16 protein-coding genes are annotated in these 18892 nt (G+C 68.7%); 14 read left to right on the plus strand and 2 right to left on the minus strand.

Features of this window, described 5'->3' with window-relative positions; genetic code table 11:
• Positions 1 to 149: 149 nt before the first annotated feature.
• The 12 genes from ACJ8AN_RS16405 (at position 150) to ACJ8AN_RS16460 (ending at position 13471) form a co-directional block, all read left to right on the plus strand.
• Positions 150 to 797 carry a cytochrome c3 family protein gene (locus ACJ8AN_RS16405; protein ID WP_407756304.1) on the plus strand — a complete coding sequence of 216 codons (648 nt, stop codon included), beginning with the start codon at positions 150 to 152 and terminating at the stop codon, positions 795 to 797.
• Positions 785 to 3799 carry a TAT-variant-translocated molybdopterin oxidoreductase gene (locus ACJ8AN_RS16410; RefSeq protein ID WP_407756305.1) on the plus strand — a complete coding sequence of 1005 codons (3015 nt, stop codon included), beginning with the start codon at positions 785 to 787 and terminating at the stop codon, positions 3797 to 3799. Before ACJ8AN_RS16405 ends, ACJ8AN_RS16410 begins: the two co-directional genes overlap by 13 nt.
• Positions 3792 to 5228, plus strand: a complete 1437-nt coding sequence (gene nrfD, locus ACJ8AN_RS16415) for an NrfD/PsrC family molybdoenzyme membrane anchor subunit (protein ID WP_407756306.1) — start codon at positions 3792 to 3794, stop codon at positions 5226 to 5228. The genes ACJ8AN_RS16410 and nrfD overlap by 8 nt, the downstream gene beginning before the upstream one ends.
• A 3-nt stretch (positions 5229 to 5231) precedes the next feature.
• A complete protein-coding gene (locus ACJ8AN_RS16420) occupies positions 5232 to 5765 on the plus strand; it encodes a DUF3341 domain-containing protein (protein WP_407756307.1) in 534 nt (177 codons plus the stop codon).
• Positions 5762 to 6373 (plus strand): c-type cytochrome, encoded by a 612-nt coding sequence (locus tag ACJ8AN_RS16425; RefSeq protein WP_407756308.1) that lies wholly within the window; start codon positions 5762 to 5764, stop codon positions 6371 to 6373. The genes ACJ8AN_RS16420 and ACJ8AN_RS16425 overlap by 4 nt, the downstream gene beginning before the upstream one ends.
• Positions 6374 to 6378: 5 nt before the next feature.
• On the plus strand, positions 6379 to 7551 hold the full coding sequence (locus ACJ8AN_RS16430; protein ID WP_407756319.1) for a hypothetical protein: 1173 nt from the start codon (positions 6379 to 6381) through the stop codon (positions 7549 to 7551).
• On the plus strand, positions 7548 to 7943 hold the full coding sequence (locus tag ACJ8AN_RS16435) for a hypothetical protein (protein WP_407756309.1): 396 nt from the start codon (positions 7548 to 7550) through the stop codon (positions 7941 to 7943). Before ACJ8AN_RS16430 ends, ACJ8AN_RS16435 begins: the two co-directional genes overlap by 4 nt.
• The gene (coxB, locus tag ACJ8AN_RS16440) at positions 7940 to 9124 is read left to right on the plus strand and encodes a cytochrome c oxidase subunit II (RefSeq protein WP_407756310.1); all 1185 of its coding nucleotides are present in this window, start codon (positions 7940 to 7942) and stop codon (positions 9122 to 9124) included. Before ACJ8AN_RS16435 ends, coxB begins: the two co-directional genes overlap by 4 nt.
• Positions 9102 to 10724 carry a cbb3-type cytochrome c oxidase subunit I gene (locus ACJ8AN_RS16445; protein WP_407756311.1) on the plus strand — a complete coding sequence of 541 codons (1623 nt, stop codon included), beginning with the start codon at positions 9102 to 9104 and terminating at the stop codon, positions 10722 to 10724. Before coxB ends, ACJ8AN_RS16445 begins: the two co-directional genes overlap by 23 nt.
• A complete protein-coding gene (locus ACJ8AN_RS16450; protein WP_407756312.1) occupies positions 10714 to 11352 on the plus strand; it encodes a cytochrome c oxidase subunit 3 family protein in 639 nt (212 codons plus the stop codon). The genes ACJ8AN_RS16445 and ACJ8AN_RS16450 overlap by 11 nt, the downstream gene beginning before the upstream one ends.
• Positions 11353 to 11364: 12 nt before the next feature.
• Positions 11365 to 11760: a cytochrome C oxidase subunit IV family protein gene (locus tag ACJ8AN_RS16455; protein WP_407756313.1), complete on the plus strand. Its 396-nt coding sequence runs from the start codon at positions 11365 to 11367 to the stop codon at positions 11758 to 11760.
• A gap of 784 nt (positions 11761 to 12544) precedes the next feature.
• A complete protein-coding gene (locus tag ACJ8AN_RS16460; protein WP_407756314.1) occupies positions 12545 to 13471 on the plus strand; it encodes a hypothetical protein in 927 nt (308 codons plus the stop codon).
• An 83-nt stretch (positions 13472 to 13554) separates the two neighbouring features.
• Here ACJ8AN_RS16460 and ACJ8AN_RS16465 read toward each other — a convergent pair whose 3' ends face one another.
• Together ACJ8AN_RS16465 and ACJ8AN_RS16470 are read right to left on the minus strand one after the other, a co-directional pair.
• Positions 13555 to 15051, minus strand: a complete 1497-nt coding sequence (locus ACJ8AN_RS16465; protein ID WP_407756315.1) for an ATP-binding protein — start codon at positions 15049 to 15051, stop codon at positions 13555 to 13557.
• A 168-nt stretch (positions 15052 to 15219) separates the two neighbouring features.
• A complete protein-coding gene (locus tag ACJ8AN_RS16470) occupies positions 15220 to 16737 on the minus strand; it encodes an FAD-binding oxidoreductase (protein WP_407756316.1) in 1518 nt (505 codons plus the stop codon).
• A gap of 184 nt (positions 16738 to 16921) precedes the next feature.
• On the opposite strand from ACJ8AN_RS16470, the gene ACJ8AN_RS16475 reads away from it, so the two are divergent.
• Together ACJ8AN_RS16475 and ACJ8AN_RS16480 are read left to right on the plus strand one after the other, a co-directional pair.
• Complete coding sequence (locus ACJ8AN_RS16475) at positions 16922 to 18124, plus strand: hypothetical protein (protein ID WP_407756317.1); 1203 nt, start codon at positions 16922 to 16924, stop codon at positions 18122 to 18124.
• A 26-nt stretch (positions 18125 to 18150) separates the two neighbouring features.
• A partial coding sequence (locus ACJ8AN_RS16480; RefSeq protein WP_407756318.1) for a peptidylprolyl isomerase occupies positions 18151 to 18892 on the plus strand: 742 nt, incomplete at its 3' end.

An 18892-nucleotide genomic window follows, 5' to 3' on the forward strand; every position in this document is an offset into this window, starting at 1 on the left:
GGGCCGACGCGCGATTCCAGACAGTTCACACGGTGTCTCGGTTCACAACTGGAAGCCCCCGGGACGCGGTGATTGTTGCCTCCGGTGGCCCTCTCTAGGGTCTGAGCCCTTCGGAGCCGCTCGCTCGCGCGCGGTGTCCGAGGCGCTCTATGGCCTGGATCTTCACACGACGCGCGAACACCCTGGCCCGAGTCGCCGCCCTGGGCCTGCTGGCCACTCCGGCACTCGCCGTCTTCACGCTGTGGCTCTACGCGCGCAGCCCCCTGGCGCAGAACATGCGCCAACCCGTCGCCCAGCCCGTCCAATTCGACCACCGCCACCACGCGGGCGACGAGGCCATCGACTGCCACTACTGCCACAACACCGTCGAGGTCTCCTCCAGCGCCGGCTACCCCTCGGTGTCCACCTGCCTCAACTGCCACTCGCAGATATGGACCCAGAGTCCGCTGCTCGAGCCTGTACGGCAGTACTACTTCACCGGCCGGCCCATTCCCTGGAACCGCGTCCACGACCTGCCGGACTTCGTCTACTTCAACCACTCCATCCACGTGAGCAAGGGCGTGGGCTGCGTCACCTGTCACGGCCGCGTGGACCTGATGCCTGAAATCACCCAGGCGCACCCGCTCTCCATGGGCTGGTGCCTCGAGTGCCACCGGAACCCCACGCCGAACCTGCGCCCGCGCGACGCCATCACCTCCATGCGCTGGCAGCCGCGCCCGAATGACCCGCCCGCCGAGGAACTGGCGCGCACCTACGACGTCCACCCTCGAACGAACTGCACGACATGTCACCGCTGACCGACCGCTACCCGCTGCCCGTCCTGCAGGACCCCGGTGCCGGGGGGAACGCGGAACGTCCGCGCGCCTGGCGCAGCCTCGAGTCCCTGCACAACCCGCCCGAGCACGCCGCGCGTGAATTCCCTCCGGGCGCCACCGAGCCGCCCCAGGGCCTGGACCGCAGGCGCTTCTTGAAGCTCGCGGGCACCACGGCGGCGCTGGCGGGACTCGCGGCGTGCAAGCGGCCGGCGGAGAAGGTGATGCCGTACACGTACCAGCCGCCAGACGTGACGCCGGGCGTCCCCAATGCCTACGCCACGGCCTGGATGCACGAGGGCTACGCCGCGGGCCTGGTGGTGACGAGCTGGGAGGGGAGGCCCACGAAGGTGGAGGGCAACCCGGACCACCCGGCGAGCCTCGGGGCGACGAACCATCTGGCGCAAGCGCTGCTGGTGGACCTCTACGACCCCGCGCGCACCCGAGGCGTGAAGCAGCGCGGCACCGTGCGCTCCTTCCAGACGTACCTCGAGCAGCAGCGCGAGCACGCGCGCCGCCTGGAGGCCACGGGCGGAGAGGGATTGTGGCTGCTGCTGGAGCCCTCGTCCTCGCCGACGCGGCGAGAGCTGGTGGAGCGCATCCGCCAGCGCTACCCGAGGGCGCGCGTGGAGACGTACCACGCCCTTCCCCGGGACAACGTGTACGAGGGCGCGAGGCTCGCCTTCGGCCGGCCGCTGGAGACGCGCGTGCGCTACGACGAGGCGCGCGTGGTGTTGTCACTGGACTCGGACTTCCTCACCCAGGGCCCGTTCGCCCTGCGCGAGGCGCGTGAGCTCATCCAATCGCGCACGCCCGACCGAGACACCATGAGCCGGCTGTACGTGGCGGAGAGCCATTACAGCGTGACGGGGATGAACGCGGACCACCGCTTCCGGCTGAGGCCCTCGGAGGTGGAGCGCTTCGCCCTGGCGGTGCTCGGCGAAGTGGCCCGGCAGGCTGGGGACAAGGCCGTGCTCTCGCGCTTCCGGGGCGTGGAGCTCGCGTGGCCGGAGAAGGCGAAGGAGGCGCGGGCGGTGGCGGCGGACCTGCTGCGCAACGGGGACCGCTCGGTGGTGGTGGCGGGCCCGAGACAACCTCCGCGAGTGCACGCGGTGGCGCACCTGCTCAACGAGGCCCTGGGCAGCCAGCGTCGCCTCATCACCTTGCACGAGCCCGGAGTGGACGCGGTGCGCAGCGGCCCCGAGGTGCTGCGCGAGCTCTCCGAGGCGGCGAGCGCGGGCCGGGTGGACACGCTGGTGGTGACGGCGTTCGACCCGGTGTCCACGGCGCCGGTGGGGGTAACACCAGGCGCGGCGGTGAGCGCGGTGCCCAACTCGGTGTACCTGGCGTTCCGCGAGGACGACACGGCGAAGCAGAGCGAGTGGGTGCTCCCGGCGGCGCACGTGCTCGAGTCCTGGGGCGATGCGCGAGCCGTGGACGGCACGGTGAGCATCCTCCAGCCGCTCATCCAACCGCTGTTCCAGGGGGTGACGGAGCTGGACGTGCTCGCGCCCTTCGCGGGCGTGGCGGAGCGGACGGCGTACGAGCTGGTGAAGGGCCACCACGCGAGGCAGCGGGGCGGAGGCGGCGCGCTCTTCGAGGATGCGTGGGACCAGTGGCTCGCGGTGGGGACAATCCCAGACACCGCGGCCCCGGCCGTCACGGCCACGCTGGACGCGGGCGCGGTGGAGGAGAGCGTCCGGGCCTTCGCGGGCAAAGCCTCACAGGGGCTCGAGCTCAACCTGGTGCCCGGCTACAAGGTGCACGACGGGCGCTTCTTCCACAACCCGTGGCTGCAGGAGCTGCCGGACCCACTGACGATGCTCGCATGGGGCAACGCGGCGCTCGTGAGCCCGCGCACCGCCGAGCGCCTCAAGCTGGAGCCCCGGGGCAAGGTGAAGCTGACGCTGCGCGGACGCTGGCTGGAGGCGCCGGTGTTCGTGCTGCCCGGGCACGCGGACGACACGGTGACGCTGGAGCTCGGCTGGGGCCGCGAGTGGCTCGACGACGACACCGAGAAGCTCGGGGTGCTGGGCGTCAACGCGTACTTGCTGCGGCACGTGGACGCGCCGTGGTTCGCGGACGGGCTCCAGGTGGAGAAGGTGGAGGGCAAGGGCGGGCTCGCGACGTCGCAGGAGCACTGGTCCATGGAGGGGCGCGAAATCGCCATCCAGGACACGCTGGAGGACTTCGAGAAGAAGAAGCCGCACTACCTCGAGCACCTCAAGGGGGACGTGGAGAAGCTGTACGACCCGTTCAAGTACGACGAGCCGTACCAGTGGGCGATGGGGGTGGACCTGAACCGTTGCATCGGGTGCGGGGCGTGCACGGTGGCGTGCCAGGCGGAGAACAACATCCCGGTGGTGGGCCCCGAGCAGGTGAAGCGCGGGCGCGAGATGCACTGGCTGCGGGTGGACCGGTACTTCGAGGGCTCGCCGGACGAGCCGCACGCGATTCCACAGCCGATGATGTGCCAGCACTGCGAGGCGGCGCCGTGCGAGTACGTATGCCCGGTGAACGCCACCGTCCACTCGGACGAGGGCCTCAACGAGATGGTCTACAACCGCTGCGTCGGCACGCGGTACTGCTCGAACAACTGCCCGTACAAGGTGCGGCGCTTCAACTACCTCGACTACCACCCGAAGCAGGGCGAGCTGGACAAGCTGCGCTACAACCCGGACGTCACGGTGCGCTCGCGCGGGGTGATGGAGAAGTGCACGTACTGCGTGCAACGCATTGAGCGGGCCCGCATCGAGTCGCGCAAGGCCCGCCTGCCCATCGACACGGATTCGCTCCAGTCCGCGTGCGCGCAGGTGTGCCCCACGGAGGCCATCGTCTTCGGCTCGCTGCACGCGGTGGGGTCCGAGGTGTTCCGGCGCCACCGGGACGTGCGCCACTACGCGGTGCTGCACGAGCTGGGCACGCGCCCGCGCACGGCGTACCTCGCGCGCATCAAGAACCCCAACCCGGAGCTCGAGCATGGCTGAGAGCCGGGCCTCAGAGACTCCCACGAAGGATCCGCTCGAGCCGATTCCGCTCATCGAGGGAGCGCAGAGCGCGGAGAGCCTGACGGGCTCGCTGCTCCAGCCGGTGCAACGGCGGGCGGGGCGGGTGTGGTGGGCGTTGTTCCTCCTGTGCCTCGGGGGCACGGGCGTGTTCGCGCTGTCCGTCACGGTGACGCTCACGACGGGCATTGGCGCGTGGGGCAACAACATGCCGGTGGCGTGGGCCTTCGGCATCATCGACTTCGTGTGGTGGATCGGGTTTGGCCACGCGGGCACGCTCATCTCGGCGATTCTCGTGCTCTTCCAGCAGAAGTGGCGCGCGTCGGTGAACCGCTTCGCCGAGGCCATGACGCTCTTCGCCGTCATGCAGGCGGGCCTCTTCCCGCTGCTGCACCTGGGCCGCCCGTGGGTCGCCTACTGGCTGATTCCCTACCCGAGCACCATGCGCGTGTGGCCCAACTTCCGCAGCTCGCTGCCGTGGGACCTGGTGGCCATCACCACGTACTTCACCGTGTCGCTGGTGTTCTGGTACCTCGGGCTGCTGCCGGACCTGGCCGCGGCGCGGGACAGGGCCACCACGCCCCGGAGACAGTTCTGGTACGCGGTGTTCTCGCTGGGGTGGACGGGCTCGGCGAGGCACTGGCACCACTGGCGCACGGGCTACCTGCTGCTCGCGGGACTGGCCACGCCGCTGGTGCTCAGCGTGCACACCATCGTCAGCTTCGACTTCGCGATCGCCCAGGTGCCCGGCTGGCACAGCACCATCTTCCCGCCCTACTTCGTGGCGGGGGCCATCTTCTCGGGCATCGCGCTCGTGCTCACGCTGCTGCTCCCGGTGCGCAAGCCCCTGGGCATCGGCCATGTGATTACAGACAAGCACGTGGACATCCTCACGAAGCTGCTGCTGGCCACGGGGATGATGGTCTCGTACGGCTACCTGCAGGAGCATTTCTTCGCCTGGTACAGCGGCGACGAATTCGAGATGGCCGCGTATGCCTTCAAGCGCACGGGCACGTGGGGCTGGCTCTTCGGGTTCCAGATGTTCTCCAACGTGCTGGTGCCGCACCTGTTCTGGTCCGCGAGGCTGCGCAACAACATGGTGGTGGTGTGGTTCGCCGCGCTGGCGGTGGACGCGGGCATGTGGGTCGAGCGCTTCAGCATCATCGTCCCCTCGCTCGCGCATGACTTCCTGCCGCGCAGTTGGGAGCACTACTCGCCGACGTGGGTGGACTTCGGGCTGCTGTTCGGCTCGATGGGCTTCTTCGGCGCGCTCTTCATGCTCTTCCTCAAGTTCGTCCCGCCGGTGCCCATCAGCGAGGTGAAGGAGCTGCACCACGAGCTGAAGGAGGCAATGGAGGCGAAGGCCGAACGCGAGCGCACGGAGAGTCCCCTCCGGGAGAAGGAGGCCTGAGCCATGCGCTACTGGGTGGTGGGAGAGTTCGGCTCGGGCGAGGAAGTGAAGAAGGCCCTCGAGCGCCTGCGCGAGCTGGGCTACGCGAAGGAAGCACTGGACGTCTTCTCGCCCTACCCGGTGGAGGGCATCGACGAGGTGCTGGAGCTGAAGCCCTCGCCCATTCGCGGCTTCGCCTTCGTGGCGGGGCTGGGCGGGGCGGCGTTCGCGTACCTCGTGCAGTGGTGGACCAACGCGGTGGATTACCCGCTCAACGTGGGCAACCGGCCGCTGCACGCGGGGCCGTCCTTCTTCCCCATCACCTTCGAGACGATGGTGCTGGCGGCGTCGCTGACCATCTTCGGCAGCTTGATGGTCCTCTACCGCTTCCCGAGGCCGCACCACCCGCTCTTCGAGCTCGAGTCCTTCCGCACGGCGAGCACGGGAGGCTTCTGGGTGAGCGTCACCACGGAGCGCAAGGCGGAGACGGAGCCGGTGCTGCGCCACCTGCGCGAGCTGGCCGCGAGGACGGCCTCGGTGGTGGAGGAGGAGACATGAGGCGCGCGCTCCTCCTGCCGCTCGTGACGGTGCTGGCCGGCTGCGACGTGGACTTCCAGGGCTGGGCGGGGATGAAGCAGCAGCCCAAGGCGCTGCCGTACCGGGAGAATCAATTCTTCGCGGATGACCGGGCCATGCGCCAGCCGCCGCCGGGCACGGTGCCGAGGAGCCGCCGGGGCCAGAATCGGCTCTTCCTCACGGGCCGCACCGCGCTGCCGGACGCGGGCACGCAGGTGGACGCGGGCTACACGGATGAAATCCCTCTCACGCTCACACGCGAGGTGGTGGAGAGCGGAGAGAAGTCCTTCGAAATCTACTGCGCCACCTGTCACGGAGTGCTCGGGGACGGCCAGAGCCAGGTGGCGCGCAACATGGGGCTGCGCGAGCCGCCGTCGCTGTTGGAGCTGCCGCCCTATCCGAATGGCTACTACTACGTGGTCATCAGCGAGGGGTACGGGCTGATGCCGTCCTACGCGGAGAAGCTGACGCCCGGGCAGCGCTGGGCGGTGGTGGCCTACGTGCGAGCGCTCCAGGCGAGCCAGCGGGCGAGGCTCGAGGACGTCCCGCCCGAGGCCCGGCCGCTGCTGATGAAGGGGGGCACGCCGTGAAGGTGATGGAGCGCTTCACGGGAGGGCGCACGCCCATGCTGGCCGCCGCGGCGGTGGGCGGGGTGGGACTCGCGGTGACGGGCGTGGGCTTCGTGGTGGACACGAAACGCGCGCTCTTCTCGTACCTGTTCGCCTTCGCGTACTGGGCGGGCATGGCGGTGGCCTCGCTCGTGCTGCTGGGCATCTGGCATGCCTCGAAGGCGCGCTGGCCGGTGGTGCTGCGCCGCATGCTGGAGACGATGGCGGCCTCGCTGCCGCTCTTCGCCGTCCTCTTCATCCCCATCCTCGCGGGCGTGGGCCAGCTCTACCTGTGGATGGAGCCGCATCCGCCGCTCGTGGAGAAGGACCTGGCGAAGCTCGACCACAAGCGGCCCTTCCTCAACCTGCCCTTCTGGGTGGTGCGCTCGGCCGTCTACTTCGCGGTGTGGATTTGCGTGGGCGAATTGCTGCTGCGCTGGTCCCGCCGCCAGGATGAGTCGGGCGAGCTGAAGCTCACGAAGTGGCAGTGGTGGCTGGGCGCGGGCGCGCTACCGGTGGTGGCGCTGGCGATGTCCTTCGCGTCGCTGGACTGGCTCATGTCGCTCGAGCCGCTCTTCGTCTCCACGGTGTATGGGTTGTATTGGTTCTCGGGGGCGTTCGTGGGGGCGCTGGCGATGCTGACGCTGGCGACGACGCTGGCGCGCGGGCCGAACCTGTATGGCGAGCTCGTCAATGACTCGCACCGGGCGAGCCTGGGCAAGTTCCTGTTCGCCTTCAGCGTCTTCTGGGCCTACATGGCCTACAGCCAGTTCTTCCTCATCTGGATAGCGGACCTGCCGCACGAGATTCCCTGGTACGTGTTGCGAGCCCGGGGCCCGTGGGAGCCGGTGGCGCTGTTCATCGTGAATGCGCGCTTCGTCTTCCCGTTCCTCGTGCTGCTGTCGAGGCCCTTCAAGCAGCACCGCCGCACGCTCACGGCGATGGCGGTGTGGCTGCTGCTCGCGCATGGGGTGGACACGTGGTGGCTGGTGGTGCCGGTGGTGAGCCCGGACGCGGTGCGGGTGCACTGGGCGGACGTGACGGCGTTCCTCGGAGTGGGAGGCGCGGCGGTGGCCTTCACCCTGTGGCGGCTGCGGGGCCACGCCACCGTGCCGGTGGGAGACCCGTACCTGCACGAGTCCCTGGGGTACGACGAATGAGCGGCGACGACGAGTCCAAGGTGGAGTGGAAGACGCCCCCGCGAGACGAGCGGCCGGTGAGCGGCTGGTTCGTCAGTGCTGTCATCGGTGGCTCGCTCATCGTCTTCACGTTCTTCGTGGTGGGCACCTGGGCGCAGCTCCAGCAGCGCGAGAAGCACCTCAGTCCCGCGGGCCCCTCGGAGCCGCCGGCGTTGCGGAAGGCGGAAATCAACATCGTCAACACGGGGCTCATCCAGCTCGACACGCGGGCGTACGAGGAGAAGAACGAGCAGCTCCAGAAGCTGCACGGGTATGGCTGGGTGGACCGGGACGCGGGCGTGGTGCACGTGCCCATCGAGCAGGCCATCGACCGCGTGGTGAGCGAGCAGCAGCAGCGCGGAGGGGCGAGATGACTCCTCCCAACAGCGAGTCCTACGCGGGCACGGTCCAGACGCAGGCGGAGAGCGGGTGGCTCGAGGAATTCTTCCGTAAAATCCTCTTCCTGCCCGAGCAGGCCTCCACGGTCGCGAAGGACGTGGACCATCTGCACTACGTCATCATCACCACGGCGATGGTGATGGCCACGCTCATCTTCGGGGTGGCGGCGTACTTCCTCATCCGCTACCGGAGGCGCTCGGAGACGGACGTCACGCCGAAGGTGCAGACGACGCTGGCGTGGGAGCTGCTCTTCGTCGGGGTGCCGCTCGTCACGTTTCTCGTGTGGTTCTTCATCGGCTACCACGACTTCATCCGCATGCAGACGCCTCCGCCGGACGCGATGGACGTCTACGTGGTGGGCAAGCAGTGGATGTGGAAGTTCACCTATCCCGAGGGCCCCAACTCCATCGGCGTCCTCCGGGTGCCGGTGGGCAGGCCCGTGCGGCTGCTGCTCACGAGCCGGGACGTCATCCACTCGTTCTACGTGCCCTCGTTCCGCATCAAGCAGGACGCGATTCCCGGCGCCTATACCCAGACGTGGTTCCAGGTGGTGAAGCCAGGCAGCTACCGCGTCATGTGCGCGGAGTACTGCGGGCTGAAGCACTCGGAGATGTGGGCCGAGGTCGTGGCGCTCTCGCCCGAGGACTACGAGTCCTGGATGAAGGAGCAGCGCCAGGGGCTCGTGGCGCGCCGGGACGCCACACCCAGCGCCCCCGAGAAGGAGGAGCCACGAATCCCCGCGCGGCAGGCGGCGCGCTACGACGCACAGGAGCCGCACGGCGAGCTCATGTACGCCGAGCGCGGCACCCTGGCCGAGCGGGGCGAGCGGCTGGCGGCGGAGAAGGGGTGTCTCAAGTGCCACTCGGTGGATGGAACGCAGCACATCGGGCCCACGTGGGTGGACCTGTACATGCGCCACGAGCGGCTGACGAATGGCCAGACGGTGGTGGCGGACGAGGCCTATCTCACCGAGTCGATGATGAAGCCGCAGGCGAAACTCGTGGCGGGCTTCGAGCCGGTGATGCCGTCGTTCCAGGGGCAGCTCGAGGCGGCCGAGGTGGCGGCGCTGCTCGAGTACATCAAGACACTGCGCAGCGCTCGGCTACAGAACGTCGAGTCCAAGGGGCCCGTCTATGAACCCGTCGGCGGAAAGTAGTCAGCCGGCCAGCACCTACCTCAACCACGAGACGACGGTGCGCTCGTGGTTGCTCACGCGCGACCACAAGCGCATTGGCGTGATGTTCCTGGTGGGGGTCATCCTCTCGCTGCTGCTCGGCGGCGTGTTCGCGATGGCGATCCGGATTGAATTGCTCACGCCGGGGCCCACCATCATGAGCCCCCTGACGTACAACCGCATGTTCACCCTGCATGGGGTGACCATGGTGTGGCTGTTCATGATTCCGGCGATTCCCTCGGCGTTCGGCAACTTCGTGCTGCCCATCATGCTGGGCGCCAAGGACGTGGCCTTCCCGAGGCTCAACCTCGCCTCGTTCTACATCTACCTGGCGGGCGCGCTGCTCACCGTGTTCGGCATGCTGTGGAGCGGCGCGGACACGGGCTGGACGTTCTACACGCCCTACAGCACCACCTCGCCCACGGCGCTCACGCCGATCCTCCTCGGCGTCTTCATCATCGGCTTCTCCACCATCATCACCGGGGTCAACTTCATCACCACCGTGCACACGATGCGCGCCCCCGGCCTGCACTGGAGCCGCCTCCCGCTCTTCGTGTGGACGCTCTACGGCACGTCCGTCATCCAGGTGGTGGCTACGCCGGTGCTCGGCATGGTGCTGCTGCTGGTGTTCTTCGAGCGCGCCTTCGGCTCGGGCATCTTCGACCCGTCGCGCGGCGGGGACCCGGTGCTCTTCCAGCACATGTTCTGGTTCTACTCGCACCCGGCCGTCTACATCATGGTGCTCCCGGCCATGGGCGTCATCAGCGAGGTGGTGTGCGCCTTCAGCCGTAAGAACATCTTCGGCTACAAGATGGTCGCCGGCTCCACGTTTGGCATTGCCTTCGTGGGCTTCTTCTCGTGGGGCCACCACATGTTCGTGTCGGGCCAGTCCACGTTCACCTCGGGGATTTTTGGCGTGCTGAGCATGCTCGTGGCCATCTTCACGGCCATCAAGATCTTCAACTGGGTGGCCACGCTGTACGGGGGCTCGATCGATTTCCGAGTCCCGCTGCTCTACGTGCTCGGCTTCATCTTCCTGCTGATGTTCGGCGGGATGACGGGCGTGGCGGTGGCGACGACGTCCCTGGACATCCACTGGCACGACACGTACTTCGTCGTCGCGCACTTCCACTACATCATGGTGGGCGCGGTGCTGATGGCCTTCCTCGCGGCGCTGCACTACTGGTGGCCGAAGATGTTCGGCCGGCTCTACCCCGAGCGTCTGAGTTTCCTCGCCGCCATCACCATCATCTTCGGGTTCATCGTGACGTTCCTGCCGCAGTTCCTCCTGGGGAACATGGGCATGCCGCGGCGCTACTACCAATACCCCAAGGAGATGCAGTGGCTGCACGTGCTGAGCACCGCGGGCGCGTCGCTGCTCGCGTTCGGGTTCGTGCTCATCGCCGTGTATCTGCTGTGGTCGCTGAGGTACGGGCCGGTGAGCCCGGCCAACCCGTGGGGCTCGCGCGGGTACGAGTGGTTCAGTGGCTCGCCGCCCGCGCCGCACAACTTCTCGCAGGCCCCGAGCTTCGAGCGCGACGTCCACGACTACACCGTCCCCGAGGCGCCCCGTGTCTACTGAACCCTCTCCGTGGGCGGACCACTTCGGCAGCCGGGAGAACCAGAGCCACGCGGCGCAGCTCGGGATGTGGATATTCCTGGGCTCGGAGGTGCTGCTCTTCACGAACCTGTTCGTGGGCTATGCGGTGTACCGGTATTACTACCCGGACGTCTTCATCGAGGCGAGCAAGCACCTGAAGGCCGACTGGGCCATGGTGCAGACGTTGCTCCTGGTGACGAGCAGCCTCTTCGTGGCGCTCGCGGTGCACTTCATCCGCAAGGGGCGGCAATTCCTGACGGCGGGGGTGCTCGGGGTGGCCATCTTGATGGGCGTGGGCTTCCTCGCCATCAAGTTCTGGGAGTACTACGAGCACTACAAAGAGGGCGCGCTGCCGGGCGAGTTCTATCACTTCGCCGAGTTGCCCCAGCAGGGCGGGGCGCTCTTCTACACGCTGTATTTCCTGCTCACGGGGCTGCACGCCATCCACATGCTGGTGGCGCTCGGGGTGCTGGCGTGGCTGGTGTGGGGAGCGGTGTCTGGGAAATACACGGCCGAGTACCACATCCCCGTGGAGGTGGGCGGGCTGTACTGGCACCTGGTGGATGTCTTCTGGCTGTTCATCTTCCCACTGCTGTACCTGGTGGAGTGACGGGGGCGCACCATGGCGGAGCGAGCGGAGGCGAAGGAGAAGTCCGCGTGGGAGTACGTGGGAATCTGGGCGGTGCTCGCGGTGCTGACGGTGGCGACGTGGGTGCTCGGGACGAAGATGAAGCTGGGGCCGTACTCGCTGCCGGTGTCGCTGGTCATCGCCGTGGTGAAGACCTGGCTGGTGGCCATGTTCTTCATGCACCTGATTGAGCAGAAGGGCGCGAGGCGCGTGGTGTTCCCGGTGTCGGTGGTGTTCCTGGCGCTGCTGATGGGCGTGACGCTCATCGACGCGATGACGCGCATCCACATGGCGAGGCCGGATGGCATCCAGAAGGAGCTGGAGCCCAAGCGGCCCGCGTCGACGCGCACGGAGCCCCCGGGTTCACCGAATCGCTGGATGGGCAACTGAGTTCGATTCAGCAAGGGAGGACAGGACGCCTTCCGGCGGAGGCAAGCCCACTCGCCAGGCAGTGGCGTTGGAAGGACAGCACTTGGGCCGCGCGAGGGTCTATCTTCTTGGGCGTTTGTGGCTCCGAGAGGCCCCGCCCATGGAGAAGGACTGCGCACGCGTCGCCCGGAAGCGCCCTGAGCGGGATGGCCGCGGTGCACTCCTTCTGTGTCACCGTGCAGAGGGTCCGCCTCGTCTACGAAGGCGGCGAGCTCAAACCCATCGAGCGATACATCAAGAGTGCCGTGCGCGCCACGGAACAAAAGGTTCCAGGAGTGGAGGTGCTGTTCCAATGAAGGTGCTGAGTGTGCATGACTTGGAGCCAGAGGACAGCCTCCTGTTGTCCTTCAATGGCGCTCTGGATCCACATGCGGCATTGGTAAACGAGCTGGAGCCTTTTCTTGAAGCGATGGAGAGGTACGCCACCAGCTGGATGCCTGACATCGTTGAAGGCAAGCGACGACGCAAGTACTCCCGTTCTTCCTTCTGGAAAGCACTGGAGGAGGGGCACGACGAGGGGAGCACCGACCTGGGGCTTTTCCGAACGCAGTGGCCAGCCCTGGACAGTCGATTGGGGGTCTGGCTTGCACAGCGGCCTCCTGAATTGGACCTGTTTCTCCGGGTGAATCCGCTCTCCTTTTTCAAAGAGGAAGAGCGCTGCCGCCAACTCATCGAGTTGGTGCGAGCCTGGGCCTCGAGTTACGCAGTCTCCCACGCGTCGGCCCACAGCACTGCGGATAGAGAGTTGGCGGGCGATCCCGACTTCGGCCGTAAGAAGGAGGTCTGGCACCGAGACGGGTTCGACAAAATCTACGAGGTGTTCTGGCTCAACGTCTTTGGCCCCAAGCTGGTGAATGCTGTCGGCCGCGAGCGCATGCTCTCCAAGCCTGCACACCGGGTGGAGGAGTTGCCCAACGGCGCCGTGCTCCTGGTGCTGTGGCCCACTCCCGCGGACTTCGCCAGCGACGAGGCGCGCCTTGCTCAGGCCCGTGCGCACGTCCAGCTCCGGCCGGACCTGGACTTCGACACGGTGCTGCGTACCCTGCGTGAGCGCAGCGCGGCACTCGCGCCCGTGGAGCCCCGGTTTCACCCGGACCTGGCTCCACTCCTCTCACGCGTGGTGGACCGCTCTCCCAGTCACGAGCGCCAGCGCACGATTGCCGGGCTCAACGCATGGCGGCCGCCCGAGCCCGCGGAGTGGCTGCCCGCCGACGTGGCTCTGCCCTCGGACGTGGAAGACACCGAACGCGCGCTCGAGCAGTACAGCCTCCAGGCCGAGCGCCTCGTGGCCATGCTGCACACCGAGGTTCCCTCCCTTTCCAAGAGGACACCCGAGTCCCTCACGGACCTGGATTTCTACTTCTGGCGTGATGACTCCCCGAAGCGGCGTCTCCGCGAGGTCCTCGACGAGCACGTGGTGCCGGCCGTGGGCGCCTACCTGGGCCAGGTGCTGGTGCACGACCTGGGCGGGCGGTGGATTCCGCGCCAGGAGCGCACGGAGGCGGGGGTGCTCGTCGGCAGCCGCCTCTGGCTGCCCTTCGCCCGAGCCCAGCACTCCATGAGCTCGTCCGAGTCGCTTCTGGACTACTCGCTCACGCAGCTCTACCGGGAGGCGGAGCGCCACCGTACTCCCGGGCGAACGAACAGGGAGGACGAGGCAGGGCCCACCTGAGACGCCGTGGCGCTCTACTCAGTGTGCCGGCCATCTGGAGAGGAGCGGGTCATCGGAGGCGATGCCATGGAGACCTCGCTGAGTCAGGGCCGCTCGGCCACGGGCAGGCGCAGCGAGTAGGTCGTGCCATGGCCTTCCTGGTTGTCGATCCGCAGCTCGCCCCCCATGCCTTGCAGGATGGCGTGACTGATGGGCAGGCCGTACTCCATGAGGTTTCCCTCGGCGAAGCGCACGCACCCACTGTCGAGGACGGAGGACAGCGTGTCGGGAGGGATGCCGGAGCTGGTATCGGAGAGGGCCACCCGGACCCAGGAGTCCTCCCGCCAGGTCCGCACCCGGAGGACGTGCCGTCGTGACGGGCCGAGCTTCATGGCCCGGAGGGAGCCGCGCAGCAGGAGCAGGAATACCCGCAGCAGGTGACCCGCGCTGCCGGGCACGGGGGGAAGCCCCGGGGTGAGGTCCTCCTCCACACGGGCGGTCCCTGCCAGCTCGCCGCGAGTGATGCGCAGCGCTTCGCTCAGGCACCCCTCGACGTACACTGGCAGGGGTGGCTCGGGTTGCACGTACCGCAGGTGGCGCAGGTCTCGGCACAGGTCGCGCACGCGCCGCACCACCTGGAAGCATCGCTTCATGTGCTTGCGCGACTTCTCCTCCTCGTCCAAGTGGCCCGACAGGCGCTTGAGCTGCGAGCGCAGGGGACCGAGCCGCTCGAGGATTTCGAGGGCGGTGCACGCCACCAGCGCCCTCACGGTGTCGCGCTCGTCGTTCTGGAGGAGGCGCAGACCCAGCTCATCGAGAGGGACGGGCGTGGCGCTGTCTCGCTCCGGGGAGTCGGTGGGAATGCGCACGTCGAAGGTCACGCCGTGGTCCTTCGCGCTCTCCACTCGCAGTGCTCCTCCCCGCTGCTCGAGCAGCGCCTGGAGTCTGCCCAGCCCCAGCCATTGCCCCGAGCCCGCGTAGAGGGGCGGGCAGCGTGGCTCGAAGAGGGGGTCCATCGCTCGGGGCGGAAGGCCAGGGCCCGTGGCGGAGATCGTCACCCGCACGCCCCCCTCGTGCCGCCGCGTGCGGATGCCGAGCTCGTGCCGCGCGTGGTTCTTGCCGCGCAGGGTCGCGAGCGCATCGATGACGAGCGCGAAGAACACGCGCACCAGCCAGCCCCGGGGGCCCTGCACCCGCGGGAGCTCGGGCTCGTAATCCTTCTCCAATCGGCACGTGCGCTCCCTGTCGGCCTGGGTGAGGCGCAGGACCTTGTCCAGCAGCTCGTGCACATCCTCGGGAACGGCCTCCCACCCCCCTTGCCCCAGGAGCGTAGCCGGCAGTTCATCCAGCACGAGGTAGATGCCTGCGCATGACTCCTGGGCCTGGTCGATGAGCGTATGCGCCTCCTGCTCCTCGAATGGGCGGGGACCGGAGCGCTCCTCCAGGCGATGCTTCATCGCCCCGACGATGAGTCTCAGGACGTGGATGGCCGATCGGACCTCGTAGCGGAAATGGTCGAGCAGCAGGTGCATCGCCTCGAAGGCCTCGTGCCCGAACTGCTGCTCGCGCCAGGCCTCCTCTGGCTTCGCGGTGTCTGTCATTGCGGTCTGGCCCTCTGTCTCGTCCAGGGCTCACCGAATCGCAGGTGGGGCCACGGAAATGGCAACCCGTGGCTCGCTCTTCGTGGGCACGGGTTCAACTCGGGTTCACTCGATACCCTCACCCCGCCCCTCTCCCGGAGGGCGAGGGGCGATGGGCACGGACCGGGCTCACGGCAGGTAGCGCCCCGGCGCGAGGATTCCGTGGGGGTCCAGGGCCGCCTTGAGCACCCCGAGCACCTTCGCCGAGTCGTCCTCCGCCCCCGCCCCGAGCACCGGCGCCTGGATGCCCAGCCGCGCCGGGTAGTAACCCGCCTCGTTCATCGCCTTCTGCAGCGCGTGGTAGCACTCCAGCGCTCGCGCGTCCTCGCCCTCTACCTTCCGGTCATAGACGAGGGCTATCACCAGGTACGCGCACCGCGCGCTCACTCCCAAGAGGCACAGGTTGGGCTCGAAGCCGTACTGGAGCGGCAGCGGCTCGGCGACGGCCAGCGCCCGCTCCACGTGTGCCCCCGTCATCGGCACCGCGCAGGAGAGCCACACGAAGCCGCAGCCGTCCCGGTCCGGGTCTGGCTCGGCGGGCATCGGTGAACGCTGGCGCCAGTACATCATCCGCAGGTTGCGCGCCGAGGGCACCCGCCGCAGCACGTCCTCGCCCACCTCCTCCTCGCGGTAGCACGTGAGCCCGGGCAGCACCCCCTTGAGCACCGCCTCCACCCGGCCCCACGCCGCCTGCGCCTGCTCCTCGCTCGGGGCCTGCAAGGGGACGCTCAGGTGCCACTCTCCCAGCCCCTGCTCCTCGCGCAGCCGCTGGCGCACCTCCTCCGGCAGCGGCGTGCGCCCTCCCGCCGCCTCCCACGGGTACTGCCCCAGCACCGAGAACAGCTTGTAGTCGTTCCACAGCGAGAAGGCCTCGCGCACCGTGCCCTCCAGCCGCAAGAGGCGCAGCCGGTCCACCACCGTCTCCAGCCGCGCGGCGTCCTCCAGCGGCGCCGACACGAGCCGCACGCAGGGCGCTCGCGGGGCCAGCCAGAAGGTCATCCGCGTCACCACCCCCAGGTTGGACTGGCTGAAGAGCCCATCCAGCGCCGGTCCCGGACCCCAGCGCAGCACCTCGGCCGCCTGGGCCCCCGGGTAGCGCCCCGGCCCCGTGCGCAGCACCTCCCCCGTGGGCAGCACCACCTCCAGGTCGCACACGTGCTGGAAGATGTCCCCGTACGGCCCGCCGCCGTCCCCCCGCTCCAGCGCGTTGCCCACGAGGCTCGCCTCGGGCGGCCCGCCAATGGTGGTCAGCTGCAGCCACGAGCCCTGCTCCTCGAGGAAGGCGTGCGCCTGGGCGAACGTCACCCCCGGCTCCACCGTGAGGAAGGCCAGCTCCTCGTCCAGGGCGAGCACCCGGTTCATCCGCCCCAGCTCCAGCAGCACACTCCCCGTGCGCGCCGGCACCCGCGAGCCATACCCGTAGTTACGCCCCGCGCTCACCGGGTACACCGGCACCCGCAGCGCGTGGGCGATCCGCAGGCAGCGCTGCACCTCCTCGCGGCTGCCGGGGCGCAGCACCGCGGGCACCCGCTGCGAGGTGGCGAAGGTGGCCGTCCCCGCCGCCTCCCGCGTCCCCGCGTCCACGTGCACGTGCTCCGTTCCGATCGCCTGACGCCATGCGTCGAGGGCCTCCGCCAACCGCTCCATGGGACCTCCGCCGGGGGTGCCGCCAGAGGAGTCTGGGGCCTTTCTCCGCCCGCCGGTAATTCGGGAGGAAACTTCCGCCGTGTGGGCCCGATAACTCCATCAGTTCGTATCCATTTCCGGCAAGTCCTGTATTGTCGGACCACTCGCGCCACCGCGCCCACCGCCCACCCCAGGGGACGCTCCCGTGACCACGCCCATCGACAACCGCAGCCGCCGCATCATCCGCTCCACCAGCACCCCCGTGCAGCGCCCTGTCGCCCGGCCCGAGCTCCAGCGCGCCAACACCGCGCCGGCTCGCAACCAGGTGCGGGATGGGATGGACCGGACCGCGCGTCCGGCCGCCTCCAACGGCTCCCCGGCGGCCACCAGCGCGGGCATCTTCGGCAAGCTCAAGGACTTCGCGAAGAACTGGAAGCCGGGCGTCGTGGAGCGCGCCACCAAGGAGGCCGTCGCCTCCGGCGTGGGCAAGCTGGGCATCCTCAAGAGCGCGGGCGGCGTGGCCGGCGGCGTCTTCGGCGTCTACTCGGGCGTGAAGAACGTCATCAACGGCATCAAGAACCACGACGGCCACCAGATCGCCGGCGGGGCGCTGGGCGCCACCAAGGGCGTGCTCGGCACCGTGAAGAGTGGCCTGGCCACCGCCGCCGCCATCGAGTCGCACCTGCACCTGCGCGGCCTGGAGAAGGCGGCCGCCGCGGCCATCGGTGACGGCAGCAAGCTGGGCAAGACGATTGCCAAGTCGGCCGCCGAGGCCGTGCACCTGGGCAAGGACCTGACCAAGCTGGACGTGCTCGGCCAGGCGGCGAAGTCCACGGGCTTCCTGGGCAAGCTGGGCACCACGCTCAAGTCCGGCGCCGCGGGCCTGCTGACCAAGCTGCCCAAGGGCATCGGCCTGGAGCTGGCCGGCAAGCTCAACGCCAACATCATCAAGACGGGCGCGCTGGCGCTCGGCGGCGAGGCCAAGGGCGTGGCCACCGCGCTCAAGACGGCCGAGACGGCCACCAAGGCCGCTGGTGCCGCCGCCAAGGGCGCGGGCACGGCCGCCAAGCTCGCGGGCCGCTTCGCTCCCGGCCTCAACGTGGGCATCGCGGCGCTCGACGTGGGCATCGCCATCAAGACCATCTCCGATCCCAAGGCGAGCATCGCCGCCAAGGTGACCTCGGGCATCACCGCGCTGGGCTCGGTGGCCGCCGCCACCAACATCCCCATCGTTTCCCAGGTGGGCGCGGCCGTCTCCATCGCCTCCACCGCCGTGGGCGCCGCCATCGAGAACTTCGGCGCCATCAAGGACGTGGCGGGCAAGGTCGGATCGGCCGTCGCCGATGGCGCGAAGAAGGTAGGATCGGCCATCGCCGACGGGGCGAAGAAGATCTTCAGCGGCTGGTAGTGCCCCGGCGCCACGGAGCGCATTGAATGGATTCCAAGAAGAACGCACCGACTCCCGCCGAAACGGCCAAGAGGAAGCCCTTCGACATTCCCCTGTACGTATCCCCGGCCAAGAAGGCCGCGCAGGGGCAGCCGGTGGAGCTGCCGCGGGTGGAGGCGCCCTCGTTGGAGGGACTGGCCGTCACGGTCCCCACCCCCGAGGGCTTCACCTCGGAGGACGTGCAGGACCGCTTCCTGGAATTGGCCCGCCCGTTCGCCACCGAGCGGGCGCGCCCGCCCACCGAGGAGATCGAGTGGGGCGATGAGGTGCTGCTCAACCTCGCGGGCTACTCCGAGGGCAAGCTCATCCCCTTCAGCGTGAAGACGGACGTGTGGCTGCCGCTCGAGCCCGAGCCGCTGCTGCCCGGGCTGTACGAGGCCATCGTGGGCCAGGTGCCCAGCGAGGGGCTCGTGGTGGACATCACCCTGCCGGACGACTACCCCGTCGAGAAGCTGCGGGGCGCTCCGGCGCGCTTCCTCGTCCACATCCAGGCGGCGCGCGAGGTGACGTACCCGAACTTCGAGAGCCCCGAGTTCCTCGAGGCCTTCGGGCGCGGCACGACGCTCGAGGAGGCCACGAAGAGCGTCGTGGAGCAGATGAAGGAGGAGCACACCCAGTTGCTGCTGCTCCAGGCCCGTCAGCAGGTGCTGGCCGAGGTGGCGGGCCGCACCCCGGTGGAGATTCCCTCCGAGCTGGTGGACGAGGAGATCCGCCGCCGCTGGGGCGCCA

This window comes from Archangium sp., from assembly GCF_045802675.1.
In the GTDB taxonomy this organism is placed as follows: Bacteria; Myxococcota; Myxococcia; order Myxococcales; family Myxococcaceae; genus Archangium.